Below are 14,701 nucleotides of genomic sequence, written 5' to 3'. Positions count from 1 at the left end.
CTTCTCTCTTTCCTTTATTTCTTCATAAGTAACGCGAATTCTGCTTGTCTGATGGCGCGCGACAGGTAACATAGATAACCCCCATCTGCGGGTTACTATTTTTTTTGTCATTGACCATTTAATAGAGAGAAAACTATGAGCGTTGTGCCTGTAGCCGACGTACTCCAGGGCCGTGCCGCCGTTGACAGCGAAGTCACCGTGCGCGGGTGGGTACGTACTCGAAGAGATTCAAAAGCTGGTATCTCCTTCCTCGCCGTCTATGACGGTTCCTGCTTTGATCCTGTACAGGCCGTCATTAATAATTCTCTGCCCAATTACAATGAAGACGTTCTGCGCCTGACCACTGGCTGTTCGGTGATTGTTACCGGCGTGGTGGTTGAGTCTCAGGGCCAGGGTCAGGCCTTCGAACTTCAGGCGACCAAAGTGGAAGTCACCGGCTGGGTTGACGATCCGGACACCTATCCGATGGCGGCAAAGCGCCACAGCATCGAATACCTTCGCGAAGTGGCTCACCTGCGCCCGCGTACCAACATGATTGGTGCCGTGGCTCGCGTCCGTCACACCCTGGCTCAGGCGCTGCATCGCTTCTTCCATGAAAACGGTTATTTCTGGGTATCTACTCCGCTCATCACCGCTTCGGACACCGAAGGTGCCGGCGAGATGTTCCGCGTTTCAACGCTGGATCTGGAAAACCTGCCTCGCACCGCAGAAGGCAAAGTCGATTTTGATAAAGACTTCTTCGGTAAAGAAGCCTTCCTGACCGTTTCCGGCCAGCTGAACGGCGAAACCTACGCGAGCGCCCTGTCCAAGGTCTATACCTTCGGGCCAACCTTCCGCGCCGAAAATTCCAACACCAGCCGGCACCTGGCTGAGTTTTGGATGCTGGAGCCGGAAGTGGCCTTTGCCGACCTGGACGATGTTGCCGGGCTGGCCGAAGCCATGCTCAAGTACGTCTTTAAGGCCGTCCTGGAAGAACGTATGGACGACATGAAGTTCTTTGCTGAGCGCGTAGATAAAGAGGCCATTGAGCGTCTGGAGCGTTTCATCTCCGCAGATTTCGCCCAGGTGAACTATACCGATGCGGTGGAAATCTTGCTGAACTGCGGGCATAAGTTCGAAAACCCGGTCTACTGGGGCGTCGATCTCTCCTCAGAGCACGAACGTTACCTGGCCGAGCAGCACTTCAAAGCGCCGGTGGTAGTGAAAAACTATCCGAAAGACATCAAAGCTTTCTATATGCGCCTTAACGAAGACGGTAAAACCGTTGCCGCAATGGACGTCCTGGCCCCGGGCATCGGTGAAATCATCGGTGGCTCCCAGCGTGAAGAGCGTCTGGATGTACTGGATGCACGCATGGCCGAAATGGGCCTGAACAAAGAAGATTACTGGTGGTACCGCGACCTGCGTCGCTACGGTACCGTACCGCACTCAGGTTTCGGCCTGGGCTTCGAGCGTCTGATTGCCTATGTTACCGGTGTTCAGAACGTGCGTGATGTTATTCCGTTCCCGCGCACGCCGCGTAACGCCAGCTTCTAAGTTAGAGAAAATCAAAGGCCAGCTTTCAGCTGGCCTTTTTTACATTTGAGAATAAAAGGTCTATTTTCTTCAACGCTTATTAAACAAACGTCAATTTCAACCCTCATTCCCGACAACCCCGTTACCAACTGTTTCTGACTCACACTCTTTAACAAAAATTGCGCTTAAGTTTGCTCGCATTTCAAAACAGTGATGGGCATAGCACAATTGCTCACTTTTCACACAGCCGTCCAGCCATCCAAAAACAAGTCAAAAAATGAACAATTGTGAACAAGAAATACCCATTCCTTGAGCTTATGCGGATTAAACATAAGTAATTCATATATATATAGTAAGAAGTGACGCATTTTTGTTGCGCTAAGAATGAAATTTGAAATGGTTCACAAAGTTCCCTTAATTTAATATCTTGTTACACATATTTTCCTTTTGAAACTCAGTTTAGACATTTGTAGCACTTTCAGGCTAGCGAAACGGTTTCATGGATGGAAAGATGCCTGACAGATACAGAAAGACACCAAACTATCATCAATAGTTCCGTAAAGAATTATTGACGGCAGTGGCAGGTGTCCATAAAAACCACAATGAGGGTAATAAATAATGATGAAGCGCAATATTCTGGCAGTGGTTATCCCTGCTCTGCTGGTAGCCGGTGCAGCTAACGCTGCTGAAATCTATAACAAAGACGGCAACAAGGTTGACCTGTACGGTAAAGCAGTAGGCCTGCATTACTTCGCTAAAGACAACGGTGTTAACGCCCAGGGTAACGGCGACAAAACTTATGCCCGTCTTGGCTTCAAAGGCGAAACCCAGATTAACAGCCAACTGACCGGTTACGGCCAGTGGGAATACAACTTCCAGGGTAACAACTCTGAAGGCGCTGATGCTCAGAAAGGGAATAAAACCCGTCTGGCCTTCGCTGGTCTGAAATTCGGTGACGCAGGTTCCTTCGACTACGGCCGTAACTACGGTCTGGTTTACGATGCAATCGGCGTGACCGATATGCTGCCAGAGTTCGGTGGCGATACCGGCAACAGCGACAACTTCTTCTCCGGTCGTAACGGTGGCCTGGCCACTTACCGTAACCACAGCTTCTTCGGCCTGGTTGACGGTCTGGACTTCGGCGTTCAGTACCTGGGTAAAAACGACCGTGATGGTAACCCAACTCGTTCTAACGGCGACGGCTGGGCAAGCTCCGCAAGCTACACCGTTGATGGTTTCGGTATCGTAGGTGCTTACGGCGCGGCTGACCGCACCAACGCACAGCAGGCTCTGACCTATGGTCACGGCGCTAAAGCTGAGCAGTGGGCTACCGGTCTGAAATATGACGCGAACAACATCTACCTGGCCGCGCTGTACGGTGAAAGCCGTAACGCTACCCGTCTGACCATTAACGGTACCGACGGCTTCCTGAACAAAACTCAGGACTTCTCCGTTGTGGCACAGTACCAGTTCGATTTCGGCCTGCGTCCATCCATCGCTTACTACAAATCTAAAGCGAAAAACGTTGAGAACATCGGCAGCGAAGATTACATCAACTACATTGATCTCGGCGCTACCTACTACTTCAACAAAAACATGTCTACCTACGTTGACTACCAGATCAACCAGATCGACAAAAACAACAAGCTGGGCGTTGGTTCAGACGACACCGTTGCTGTTGGTATCGTTTACCAGTTCTAATTTCAGCCATTTGTTTGTCTGAAATGTTTAAAAACAGGGCCTCGGCCCTGTTTTTTTATGGAAAAAAAGTAGAATAAACCCGATGTTATCGCTAACCGTCTCTTTTTGTCGCAAACGGTTGGCAATTCGTAAAACAGCAGTTAACCTGAAAGCGATTTCCCCCGATATCACTAATGGAACCCGTCATGTTTGAGAACATTACCGCTGCCCCTGCCGATCCTATTCTTGGTCTGGCTGACCTGTTTCGTGCCGACGACCGTCCAACCAAAATTAACCTCGGCATCGGGGTCTATAAGGATGAGACCGGTAAAACACCTGTCCTGACCAGCGTGAAGAAAGCTGAGCTTTATCTGCTGGAAAATGAGACCACCAAAAACTATCTGGGCATTGATGGTATTCCAGAGTTTGGGCGTTGCACGCAAGAGCTGCTGTTCGGCAAAAGCAACCCGCTCATCGCCGACAAACGCGCGCGTACGGCACAAACCCCAGGCGGGACCGGTGCACTGCGCGTTGCCGCTGATTTCCTGGCGAAAAACACCTCGGCAAAACGCGTCTGGGTAAGCAACCCTAGCTGGCCTAACCACAAAAGCGTGTTTAACTCCGCGGGCCTGGAAGTGAAAGAGTACGCCTATTATGATGCGGAAAATCACAGCCTGGACTTTGATGGTCTGGTCGCCAGCCTGCAGGCGGCGGAAGCCGGTGACGTAGTGCTGTTCCACGGCTGCTGCCATAACCCAACCGGGATCGATCCTACCGCCGAACAGTGGAAAACGCTGGCAGAGATGTCGCTGGCCAAAGGCTGGCTGCCGCTGTTTGACTTTGCTTACCAGGGCTTTGCTCGTGGCCTGGAAGAAGATGCTGAAGGCCTGCGTATTTTCGCGGCCAGCCACAAAGAACTGCTGGTGGCCAGCTCTTACTCCAAGAACTTCGGTTTGTACAACGAACGCGTGGGGGCTTTCACGCTGGTTGCTGCCGATGCCGACACCGCTGACCGTTCATTCAGCCAGGTAAAATCGGTTATTCGCGCCAACTATTCCAACCCACCGGCGCACGGTGCATCCGTTGTGGCGACTATTCTGAGCAACGACGCACTGCGTACCATGTGGGAACAAGAACTGACCGATATGCGCCAGCGTATTCACCGTATGCGTCAGCTGTTTGTGAATACCCTGCAGGAGAAAGGTGCCAACCGCGACTTCAGCTTCATCATTAACCAGAACGGGATGTTCTCGTTCAGCGGCCTGACCAAAGAACAGGTGCTGCGCCTGCGTGAAGAATTCGGCGTTTACGCCGTCGCATCCGGTCGCGTTAATGTGGCGGGCATGACGCCGGATAACATGGCGCCGCTGTGCGAAGCCATCGTTGCCGTGCTGTAATCCCCCCCGCACAGTAAAAGAGGGAAAAAACGTGGTTTTTCCCTCTGGGTGGTTATCAGCCGAAAACCAATAAATTGATTTTCCTGTTTTCTTTAACAAGCCGTCTGGTATTTCTTCTGTCATCAGAGGTTTGTCAGCAGTCTGAAAGAGCCGCCTAAGCGGCTCTTTTTTTACTGAAAAACGGCGTTACCAGACCGGCTGCTCATCCTGCAAAAAAGGATTGTGCAGGCGTTCGTAGCCCAGGGTAGACATTGGGCCGTGGCCGGGAATAAAGGTCACATCATCCCCCAGCGGCAGCAGCTTACGTTTGATCGAGTCAATCAACGCCGCGTGGTCACCGCGAGGGAAGTCGCTGCGCCCCACTCCGCCTTTAAAGATGACATCACCAGAGACCAGCAAACGAGAGGCCGCATCGAAGAAGACAATATGGCCAGGCGTATGCCCCGGACAATGCAACACCTGTAAAGTTACATTCCCTACGGAGACACATTCCCCTTCGTTTAACCAGCGATCCGGCGTCAAAGGCTGACACTCGTCGAGACCAAACATCCGGCTTTGCTGCGGCAGTCCCTGCAGCCAGAACTCATCTTCTTTTTCCGGCCCCACAACGGGCACGCCGTAGTGTGCCGCCAGCTCAGCCGCCGCGCCGACGTGATCGAGATGACCATGCGTCAACAGGATCTGGCCAATCTGCACGCCTTTCTGTGCCACTTCTTGCATAATGCGAGCCGCATCGCCGCCGGGATCCACCAGCGCCGCCTGCTGCGTTTCCTCGCACCAAATAAGAGAACAGTTCTGGGCAAAAGCCGTGACCGGAATAATGTGATAGTTCATGCTGCTCCATTACCGACAACAAAGCCGGATTCCGTTGTTTTACCAGTGCCTTACCGGCCCGGTATCAATATGCACAAAGTCGCTGCTGGGGTAGTATCCTACACCACCTGCCCGCATAGATAATGCTGCTTTGCGAATATTGCTTAACGAAACGCCTTCAATATGGAAATCCATCGCCTGGCCTTTAGTGTGGTAGCTTTTTTTCGCCACACCGCGGCTGTGAGCGCGAAGTTCATTATTGGTGTCGATGGAACGGTAGCCAGAAATCAGCTGAACCGGTTTGTTAGTCCCTAAAAGCCCCTGCAGGCGATAGAGTTGGTCAAACAGGGAAGGATCGATGGATTTAATCTTGTTCGCCCGGTAGTCCCGGAAGAAGTGATTAAGTTTTGCTAATTCATCCTGAATATAGCCTCTGCCATCAAAAAACTCAGCTTTCAGTGACTCTCCAGTATGCAGGTTATTGAGAGTCAAAATACGCGGGCGTGGTGTCGAGAGGGTGGCAAACGACGGCAAAGGCATGAGAGCGGCACCGAAAGCCACGCCCCCCAAAGCCAGTAGCTTGCGGCGATTAGCGTCAAATTTGTCCATGATATCCAGGTCTACAGGTAATAAAATGATGGTTTAATATGCACTTTTGCGCACTGCCATCGCACCATAACTGCCCGAATCCGGGGAGTCAAGGCACGATAAAACCCAGCAACGGCGGGCCCTGTAGAGGGCCCGGCTGCGTTTTACATTTTCTACGACCACTAATTCATTAGAAATGTTGCGTTTAGCGGATTAATAACCCGGCTTTTGCGAGGTTTTGTGCGCCAGATCGCGCGGTGAGATCATAATTGTAAATATCTGTACGAAACTCGGTGCGGCCATCTTTTCCGACAAAAGCGGTCAGATAGTAGAGATTAACCGGAATGTTATGACGGATATTAACATACTTAGTGTTTCCTTCCTGCAACGTGCTGGATATCCGGGAATCATTCCACCCGGCATCCTGCAGCAGCATATTTGCAAGTTCGGATGCCTTATTGACGCGCACGCAGCCTGAACTCAACGCCCTTGCATCCTTCTGGAACAGGTTATGATTTGGCGTGTCGTGCAGGTAGATGGCATCGGAACTCGGCATATTGAACTTGTAGCGCCCAAGGGAGTTCTGCGTGCCGGGCTTCTGCTGGAAGCGGAACGGCAGGTTATTCTCGGTGATCGTCGACCAGTCTACGCGCCACGGATCGATCATCTCGGCATTGTTGCTCCAGCCGCGAATCACGCTATAGCCGTGCTGCTCCAGGTAACCCGGATTCTGACGAACCTTCGGCAAAATATCTTTTCGCGCCAGCGTTGGGGGCACGTTCCACGGCGGGTTAACCACGACATTGTTCAGCGCGCTGCTCATCATCGGGGTTTTGCGATCCGGACGCCCGACGATAACGCGAGAAGCCAGGGCCTCGTTCCCGTTGAGGTAATACACCAGCGAATAGTTAGGAATGTTCACCATAATGCCGGTCTCAAGCTTGTCCGGCAGCAGGCGTAAACGCTGAATATTCAACGCCACCAGTGCCGCACGCTGCTGAGGCGTGACGTTAAGCCAGTCGCGCGTCAGTTGGCCAATCGCCCCGTCCGAGCCCAGCCCTTGCCATTGCTGGAAACGTTTCACGCCGTCGACCAGATCCCGGCTGTAAACGCCGCGGGCAGCAGCCTGAGATTTCTTCTTACCCGCCTGAGGAGAAGCGTCTTCGACATTAATCGCGGACGGGCTTACGGTAACATCGGCCATGCTGGTCATCCCCGATGGCTTATCCTGGAGCATACCAGTTCGGGCAAGAATTTCTCTCAGCGCCCCCACGTCGTTGCTCCACTGCCCAGGTCTCAAGGTCTCTTTGCCAGACATCTGCGGCCACGGGCGGGTATCTGCCAGCAGATGAATCAGAGACTGGTGCAGTTGGGCATACTGCGGATGCTGCGGCGCAAGGCTGTCGATAAAGTTCACCAGTGAGCCCTGGTCGACGGCCACCTGCCACTGGTTAATCACCGACAGAGGCGGCGTTTTTAACTTGTAAGGCGTGCTGCTATAGAGCCAGCGATTGCCGTCAATCGGGATCCCTGAAACGAATTGCAGGTAGCCCATCATGGCATCGGAAAGCACCACATCGCGCGCCATACCGGTCACCGCGGGGTCGGTCAGCAGCTCAACCCACTGGTTAAACTGCGGCTGTATTCCGGCAATGGCCACTTCTGCCAGCTGTTGCTGAAAAGCTTTAACCGCATCGCGATTTTCCCACATCGGCTTCATATCGCGCGCGGCATAGAAGGCCGACAGGGCATTAAGATAAACCGGCGTGTAGCCCGCAGGCAGGCCCGCCATAAGCTGAGAACGGCTTTGCGCCGCCGACATCGTGGACGTGTTTGTTGGCAAAGTCCCGGCCATCGTGGCCGTCGCCGTAGACTGCGCCAAAGGCTGATTGAGTTCCATTGGCCGATCGGTCTGAAAAGCAGAACTGTCGGAGGGAACGACGGCAGGCTCGTCGGCCTGGGCCACAAACAGCGGAGCGAAACTGAGCGCCAGGCAGTAACCGACTGCCGACAATCGAAAATCTTTAACTTTTCTAAGCAACATCCCTTGCCCCCTGTTTATTACTGTGCTCACCGTCAAAGGCGGGAAGTATTCACCACTAGTATATAAACAGTAAAAACCATTTGCCTGACAAAATGTAAAGAAAATTAAAGATTAAGACTGTTCGCGACAAAGAAAAAGCGGGCCGTAGCCCGCTTAGTCGTTTGCCCCACAGGATCGCCTTTTATGAGGCGTCCGCGGTTTCCGAACCTTGCTGTGGCTCCGGCTCCGGCAACGCCGGGGCAGCAAAGCCACGCAGGCCAACAACGTGAACATGCTCGCTGTTCTGGAAGACCTTACGCACCAGCTTATAGGTGGTCCCTTTTTCCGGGCTGATGTTTTCTGGTGCAGCAATAATTAATTGCATTTCCAGACGTTCACACAGCTCAAACAGCGTGGCGATGGACTTGGCATCCAGTCGCGCCGCTTCGTCAAGGAACAGCAGGCGGCAAGGGGAAATGTCTTTCCCACGCAGACGCTGCGACTCATCTTCCCAGCTCTGAACGACCATCACCAGAATAGACATACCGGTGCCGATAGCTTCCCCGGTGGACAGCGCCCCGCTCTCCGCGCGCAGCCAGCCGTCCGAACCACGGTTTACCTCAACTTCCATTTCCAGGTAGTTACGGTAATCCAGCAGCTCTTCGCCGATGGTCTGCGGCGTGCGCTGCCCCATGTCGATTTGCGGGTTCAGACGCTGATAGAGCTTCGCCAGTGCTTCGGAGAAGGTTAGACGATTGCTGTTAAACAGATCCTGATGCTGTTCGTGCTGCTCGGAAAGTACGTTCAGAAGCGTTGCGTGAGCCTCGCGCACGTTGACGTTCAGACGAACGCTCTTCACCTGCCCGAAGGAGACGCTTTGCAGGCCCTGGTTGAGCATGCGAATACGGTTCTGCTCGCGCTGGATAGTCTTGCGAATGATGTTCGCCACGCTGCGGGAGCTGATCGCCAGCTTCTGCTCACGTGAAGTCAGCTCTTCTGTCAGACGGCTCAGTTCGATTTCCATCTGCTCGATGGCTTCAACCGGATCGTCGGTACGAATGATGTCCTGGCGGATACGCTCGCGCAGATGCTGGTATACCGCAACGAAGAACTGAATCTTACGTTCAGGGCGCTTCGGATCTTCCGACAGACGAAGCACGTCGCGCAGATGTTCGTTGTCGGCAACCGCCAGGCGCAGCGCACCCAACGCTTTATCCGACATTGAACGCAGATCGTCCCCGGAAAGATAAGCCAGTTCACGACGATGCAGACGGCGCTCGACGCCATTGTCTTTCACCATACGCATCACCGCGCACCAGCCCGCTTTCGCCGTCACAACCTGCTCGCGCATTTCGAGGTAATTACGCTCCAGCTGCTTCAGTTTACGGGTCAGGTTGCTCATCTCCGCTTCGCAGTAAGTCAGCTGCTTCTCAAGCTGATTACGACGCGAGCGGTTGTTGCTGAGCGCAGTATGAAGCTCATCGCGACGCGCACGCGCCCTTTCCTCTGCGCCGGCATCAGCGCGAACGCCGATGTCCTGCAGCTCTTTATGCAGATCCGTCAGCAGCTCTTTTTTGGTATCAAACGAACTTTTCAGCGACGCCAGCAGCTGGCTGTACTGACCCAACTGCTGAGCATGCTGGCGCAGCGCTTCACGGGAACGCGTACGCTCCACTTCAGCCTGCTCCAGACGCTGGCGCAGCTTCTCGTTCAGGTCGCTGTTACCGTCCAGCATAGCGGCAGAATCGCTGTAGCTGAAGTGGGCTCGGCGCTGCACGACTTCGGTCAGGGCAAACGCACGCTGACGAGCATCACGCTGTATTTGCTGGGCATGAGCGTAGTCATCTTTGAGCTGTTCGAACTGCTCAGGGTCGCTCTGCAGAACGCTGACAACGCCTTCCAGCTTGATCAACTGGTTACCGTGCTGGTGAATAAAGCGGGCTGACTCTTCGGCTTCATCCAGGCGCTCCTGGATTTCATCGCAGCGATCGGCCAGGGTTTCGTCATTCAGCAGGCTAATACGCGGCAGCAGACGGTTAAGCTGGGCCACACCCTCTTTCGCTTGCTCGAACTGCTGGCGCTGCTGCTGATTATCATTTTCGTGGTTGTTAATAGCCCGCTCAATCTCGCCCCGACGGCTGTTGAGATGGCGAATTTCCGCCTCTGGATCGTCTTCAAACGCCACGCCCAAATGCTGACCAATAAAACGGCTAAACGACTGGTGCAGGCGCTGGTTTTTCTGCACATCGAAAGAAAGCGTCGCGAAGCGCTCGGCCAGCGACTCACGTTCGTTATGCAATGCTTCAAGGCGATTTTCACGCGCGGCGCGACCAAACAGCGGCAACTCCGGCAAACGGGAATAGCGCCACTGGCGTTCAGCTGTTTTGACAAGTACCGCCGCATCCATCTCTTCAACGGTGAACACGCTGTCATCAAACGAAGACGGGTCCCCTTCAATCAGGTACAGGTCTTCCGGACAATCTTCCAGATTTTCCAGCTGCTCACGCACCAGAGAAAGATCGGGCACCACGATGGCGTGGCGGGATGGGCCGTACAGCGCGGAGAAGTACGGCGCGTCTTCGAGGCCGATGTCGTCATAAATTTCAGACAGCAGCACGCCACCAAAGCGTTCGGCCAGCGCGTTGAGGCGCGGGTCTTCGGCACCGCCAGGCTGGCTGAGGCGCTCGATTTCATCATCCACGGCGCGTTTCCGCGCCCCGACTTCGTCACGCTCAACGGTGGATTCGCGCTCGCGCTCCAGCAGTTGCTGCATGTACTCAGTCACCTGCTGGCTGGCTTCGAACTGCTCCCCGCTTTGTTCACACAGCTGGGTCAGGCTGGTTTGCGCCGCAATCCATCTTGGCGCGCGCAGGTTCAGCGTTTTAATGCTCGCCTGAATCTGTTCCAGCTCCTGGCGCAGGGCCATGCGCTGTTCGCTCGCCTCAGAGACGGTTTGCTGTAGCGCGCCGATTCGCTCTTCCAGCTCTTCATGCAGCGCTTCAAGCTCTTCTGGATCGAACTGTTTCCCCTGGCGTTTACAGAAGTCGGCAAGCAGACGCTCGGCTTCCTGCTGTTCACGCAGGCGCTGTTCCAGCTCGTTGAGGCGCATACGCAGCGGCTGAACCTGATCGGCCAGATGACGCTGGTTGCTGCTGTCGCGCAGCAGTTCACGCGCGGTGTCCCAGGCTTCGCTGCGGCTCACCGGGCCGCTGATCGCAGTCACCAGTTGGTAAGCATGCTCGAACTGGCTATGCGCCGCCTGAGCTACGCTCATCTTCTGCTCGAGCGATAGCAACTTGTCGGTTGCCTCAATCTCTTTCGCTTTGAAGGTGTCCAGCCATTCATCGGCGCTGTCGGCGGTTAAATCCGGCAGGTGACAAAGTTCACGAGCGCGTTCCAGCGCCAGTAACGCCTGCTGATACTGAATCGCACGGGTCTGCTGTACATCCAGCGCCTGCTGGTAATCGGCAAGCTGGCTTTTCAGCTCATCCACTTCCAGCTCGGCGGCTTCGGCCCGGGCCTCGTTTTCTTCCTGCTGCTCGTGCGCCTCGGCAACGATTTCATTTTGCTCTTCCAGACGAATTTGCAGCTCGTCGAGGTCAGCTTCATAGCGCTCGATCTTTTCCTGCTGGCGAATCGCCGTTTGTACCAGGTTCAGGTGATCGCTTGCGGCCTGGTAATCCGTTTCCAGATCGCCCTCCGCGCCGCTGTGCTCGCCCAGCTCGCGCGCCATATCAACGTGCTTATACTGTTCAGCGGCCAGCTGCTGCCGGCTGATCAGCAGCTCACGCCGAAATTCCAGCGCTTTATCGAGGTGGATACGCCGTTCGTTGGCGTGGCGCATGTAGTCCGCCGCCACGTAATCAGTCGCTTCCGAGATTAAATGCTTGAACAAATCACGGTCAGACTGGGTAACGCGAATCGCTTCCAGCGTCATGCGGTTTTCACGTAGCGCCGCTTCCATATCCTGGAAGGCTTTACGCACGCCGCCGTTTTCCGGCAGCAGGTAATCACGCAGGGAACGGGTAATCGCGCTGGAAATACCGCCGTACAGCGAGGCTTCAATCAGACGATAGTATTTGCTGCGGTCTGCGGCGCTGCGCAGGCGACGAGCAACAATACCCAGATCGAACATCAGCGAGTGGTAGTCGGTGATGGAGTTGAACTGCTTGAACTGCACGCCTTCAATGGCTTCAACTTTATCCTTCAGCTCCTGCAGACTGAGCACGCGAGCCTGACGCTCATTTAGCGTTTCAGTCAGTAACTGCGTCGGCTGAATAGAAGTCGGCAAGCCCTGAATAGCAAACGGTTTAATATCGACTTTACGGTCACGCCCGGCGACCTGCTGCAGGCGAACCCCCACCACAACGCGCTGATGGCGCGAGTTGATGACGTCCAGCGTGGAGTAACACACGCCCGCTTTCAGCTTACCGTGAAGACCTTTATCACGAGAGCCGGAGGTTGCGCCAGCCTCGGTGGTATTACGGAAGTGCAGCAAGGTTAAGTCCGGGATAAGCGCCGTAACGAAAGCCGCCATCGTAGTGGACTTACCCGCCCCGTTGCCCCCGGAAAGCGTGGTAACCAGCTCATCGAGATCGAAAGTACGCGCGAAGAAACCGTTCCAGTTAACCAGCGTCAGCGAGCGAAATTTTCCGCGTTCAATCATTCCTGTTCATCCTCCGCGTTATCCAGTCCTGGTTGTGGCTCATCGCTCTCATCATTGAGCTGCAGGCGGCTTTCGACCGCCATGGCTTCGCCGTCGCGAATCATGCGCAGCTGAGCTTCGCGCGGGTCATCGCCGGTACGCACATCGGCACCGAAGCGGAAGACCGATTCGGTGATGCGGAATTTGCTGCTGTCGTGGCCCATAAACCAGATCATGCCGAGGCGGCGCAGGCGGGTCAGTGAAGCACGCACCTTCTCCTGCAGCTTTTGGCGGTCAAGATCGGACCCGGTGGAACGGTTGTTCACCAGCTTCAGCAGCTTATTTTCATCCGCCAGCGTTAGCAGCTCGTCGTACAGCTCCTGCTGGGTGAAGATCCCTTCGTTGGCCAGTCGTTCCGGACTCAGATAGAGGTAGCACAGGATTTTACCCACCATCATATCCAGCTCGGAGAGCACAGAACGTGGGATTAGCGTGGTGGAACGCGGACGCAGATAGAAAAAGCCTTCCGGCGCTCGAATCAGTTCCACGTTATAGCGCGCGTAAAACTCTTCCAGATATTCCTGGAAATCCATCAAAAAGGCGTGGTTGTCCAGCTCTTCGAGGCCAATATGGCGCCCGGCGCGCAGTTGGCTGTCGAGCGCAGGAAAGAGAGGGTTAGCCAGCGCCTGTGCCAGTTTAACCGGCATCACTTGTTCAATATTTGTTGATGACATGCGCCTGTACCTTGGCTCCGTAATCGTTAATGGTTTGCCACTTCGCCGGCAATCCTGTGAAATCCGCTTCCGCTACGCCCAGGCGTACCGCCTGGTCTACAACAATACGTGCGACGTCAAAATGGCGCGCACGCGGGTATTGCACCAGGTAGTCACGTACCACAACCCCCAAATCAAGGGGCACTTGCTTCGTTTTGTAGACCTGCAGCGCCGCTTCAATCAGCGCCGCCAGCTGTTCACGAATTTCGTTAAATTCTTCAAACTCGAGTTCACTTGGCAATTCACCGGTGACCTCTTCATCGCGTAGCGCCATCTCTTCGTCACGCATGTCCAGCAAGCGGTCGGCACTGGAATAGGTCAGCGCCCATGGCGCATCGAAGTAGCTTTGCACCGACTGGCGCAGACGTTGCGCAAAGACGCGGTTTTTATCCATATCAATCGCGGTACGGATAAATTTATGTACGTGGCGGTCATACCCGATCCACAGATCGATGGCCTGCTGCCCCCAGCTGATAATGCGATCGAGCTTGCTTTGCAGGTCGAAGACGAGGCGGTCGACAAAGTGAAGATCGTCGCGCCCCATGGTGGAATCCTGAACGCGCAGAAGGTTGGCCTGCAGCTTATCCCCCGCGGCTTCGAGCGTATCCTGCAGTTCACGCAGCGTGCCGGAGGTCTCTGATAGCAGCAGCTCACAGCTTGAAATCGCCGCCCGCCAGTCTTTGTTCAGCAGTTGAGCAATATCGTCTTTTACCTGCTGCTGCTGTTCGTCCATGATGCGCTGGGTAAGATCGATGCTGTCAAAAATCTCCGCCACGGAATATTTCAGCGGCGCGTAAACATTTCGATGCCAGTGGAATTCGTCGCCGCCTTCATCGGCCGCATCGGCGGCGCGCTTAAGCTCGCCCGCAACGATAGAAAGCTGCATGGACAGTCTCAGCGTGGAAAACTCACGCTGGCGAATGTAGTAGTCGGTGATGCCTATCCCCAGAGGCGTCAGGCGATAAATCGCGTTGCCTTCGGTAAGCTCGCTCACAAAGCGGTTGAGCAGACGCTGACGTACCATATCGTTGATTGCGTTGTTAGCGCGCACGTTGATGGTTTCGCTCGTTTGTTCAAAACCATCGCTGACGTGACGAAACGCATCGATCAGCTCTCCCTCGCTCAGCTCGCCATCAAGCCGCTCGCCGTTTAAGGTGGCCACGGCCAGCAAAAACGTCAGGCGCTCCGTAGGTAGCGAGATCGAAAAATCATTTTTCCTGGCCCAGGCAACCAGTTCAGGCACTGTCTGGGAAAAATCACTCATAAT

General features: G+C 54.5%; 9 protein-coding genes. 3 read left to right on the top strand and 6 right to left on the bottom strand.

Going from position 1 to position 14,701, the window contains the following annotated elements; translation table 11 throughout:
* Positions 1 to 135: 135 nt before the first annotated feature.
* From VW41_07300 to VW41_07290, 3 genes are all read left to right on the top strand, one after another.
* Positions 136 to 1,536 (top strand): asparaginyl-tRNA synthetase, encoded by a 1,401-nt coding sequence (locus tag VW41_07300; GenBank protein AJZ88852.1) that lies wholly within the window; start codon positions 136 to 138, stop codon positions 1,534 to 1,536.
* A 597-nt stretch (positions 1,537 to 2,133) separates the two neighbouring features.
* Complete coding sequence (locus tag VW41_07295) at positions 2,134 to 3,216, top strand: porin (GenBank protein AJZ88851.1); 1,083 nt, start codon at positions 2,134 to 2,136, stop codon at positions 3,214 to 3,216.
* 185 nt (positions 3,217 to 3,401) lie between these two features.
* Complete coding sequence (locus tag VW41_07290; protein ID AJZ88850.1) at positions 3,402 to 4,592, top strand: aromatic amino acid aminotransferase; 1,191 nt, start codon at positions 3,402 to 3,404, stop codon at positions 4,590 to 4,592.
* Between the two features lie 186 nt (positions 4,593 to 4,778).
* Here the strand turns inward: VW41_07290 and VW41_07285 are convergent, their stop codons facing one another.
* From VW41_07285 to VW41_07260, 6 genes are all read right to left on the bottom strand, one after another.
* Positions 4,779 to 5,426, bottom strand: a complete 648-nt coding sequence (locus tag VW41_07285) for a hypothetical protein (protein AJZ88849.1) — start codon at positions 5,424 to 5,426, stop codon at positions 4,779 to 4,781.
* Positions 5,427 to 5,465: 39 nt separating this feature from the next.
* Entirely contained in the window at positions 5,466 to 6,014 is a 549-nt protein-coding gene (locus VW41_07280) for a hypothetical protein (protein ID AJZ88848.1), read from the bottom strand.
* 184 nt (positions 6,015 to 6,198) lie between these two features.
* Entirely contained in the window at positions 6,199 to 8,037 is a 1,839-nt protein-coding gene (locus tag VW41_07275; GenBank protein ID AJZ88847.1) for a murein L,D-transpeptidase, read from the bottom strand.
* A gap of 181 nt (positions 8,038 to 8,218) precedes the next feature.
* Positions 8,219 to 12,682 carry a cell division protein MukB gene (gene mukB / locus VW41_07270; protein ID AJZ88846.1) on the bottom strand — a complete coding sequence of 1,488 codons (4,464 nt, stop codon included), beginning with the start codon at positions 12,680 to 12,682 and terminating at the stop codon, positions 8,219 to 8,221.
* Complete coding sequence (locus VW41_07265) at positions 12,679 to 13,395, bottom strand: condesin subunit E (protein ID AJZ88845.1); 717 nt, start codon at positions 13,393 to 13,395, stop codon at positions 12,679 to 12,681. Before VW41_07265 ends, mukB begins: the two co-directional genes overlap by 4 nt.
* Positions 13,376 to 14,698, bottom strand: coding sequence for a condesin subunit F (locus tag VW41_07260; protein ID AJZ88844.1), 1,323 nt, complete (start codon positions 14,696 to 14,698; stop codon positions 13,376 to 13,378). Before VW41_07260 ends, VW41_07265 begins: the two co-directional genes overlap by 20 nt.
* Between the last annotated feature and the right edge of the window lie 3 nt (positions 14,699 to 14,701).

Origin of the sequence: Klebsiella michiganensis (assembly GCA_000963575.1) — a bacterium.
Lineage (GTDB): Bacteria > Pseudomonadota > Gammaproteobacteria > Enterobacterales > Enterobacteriaceae > Cedecea > Cedecea michiganensis_A.
This window is presented reverse-complemented; position numbering and strand designations above follow the sequence as displayed.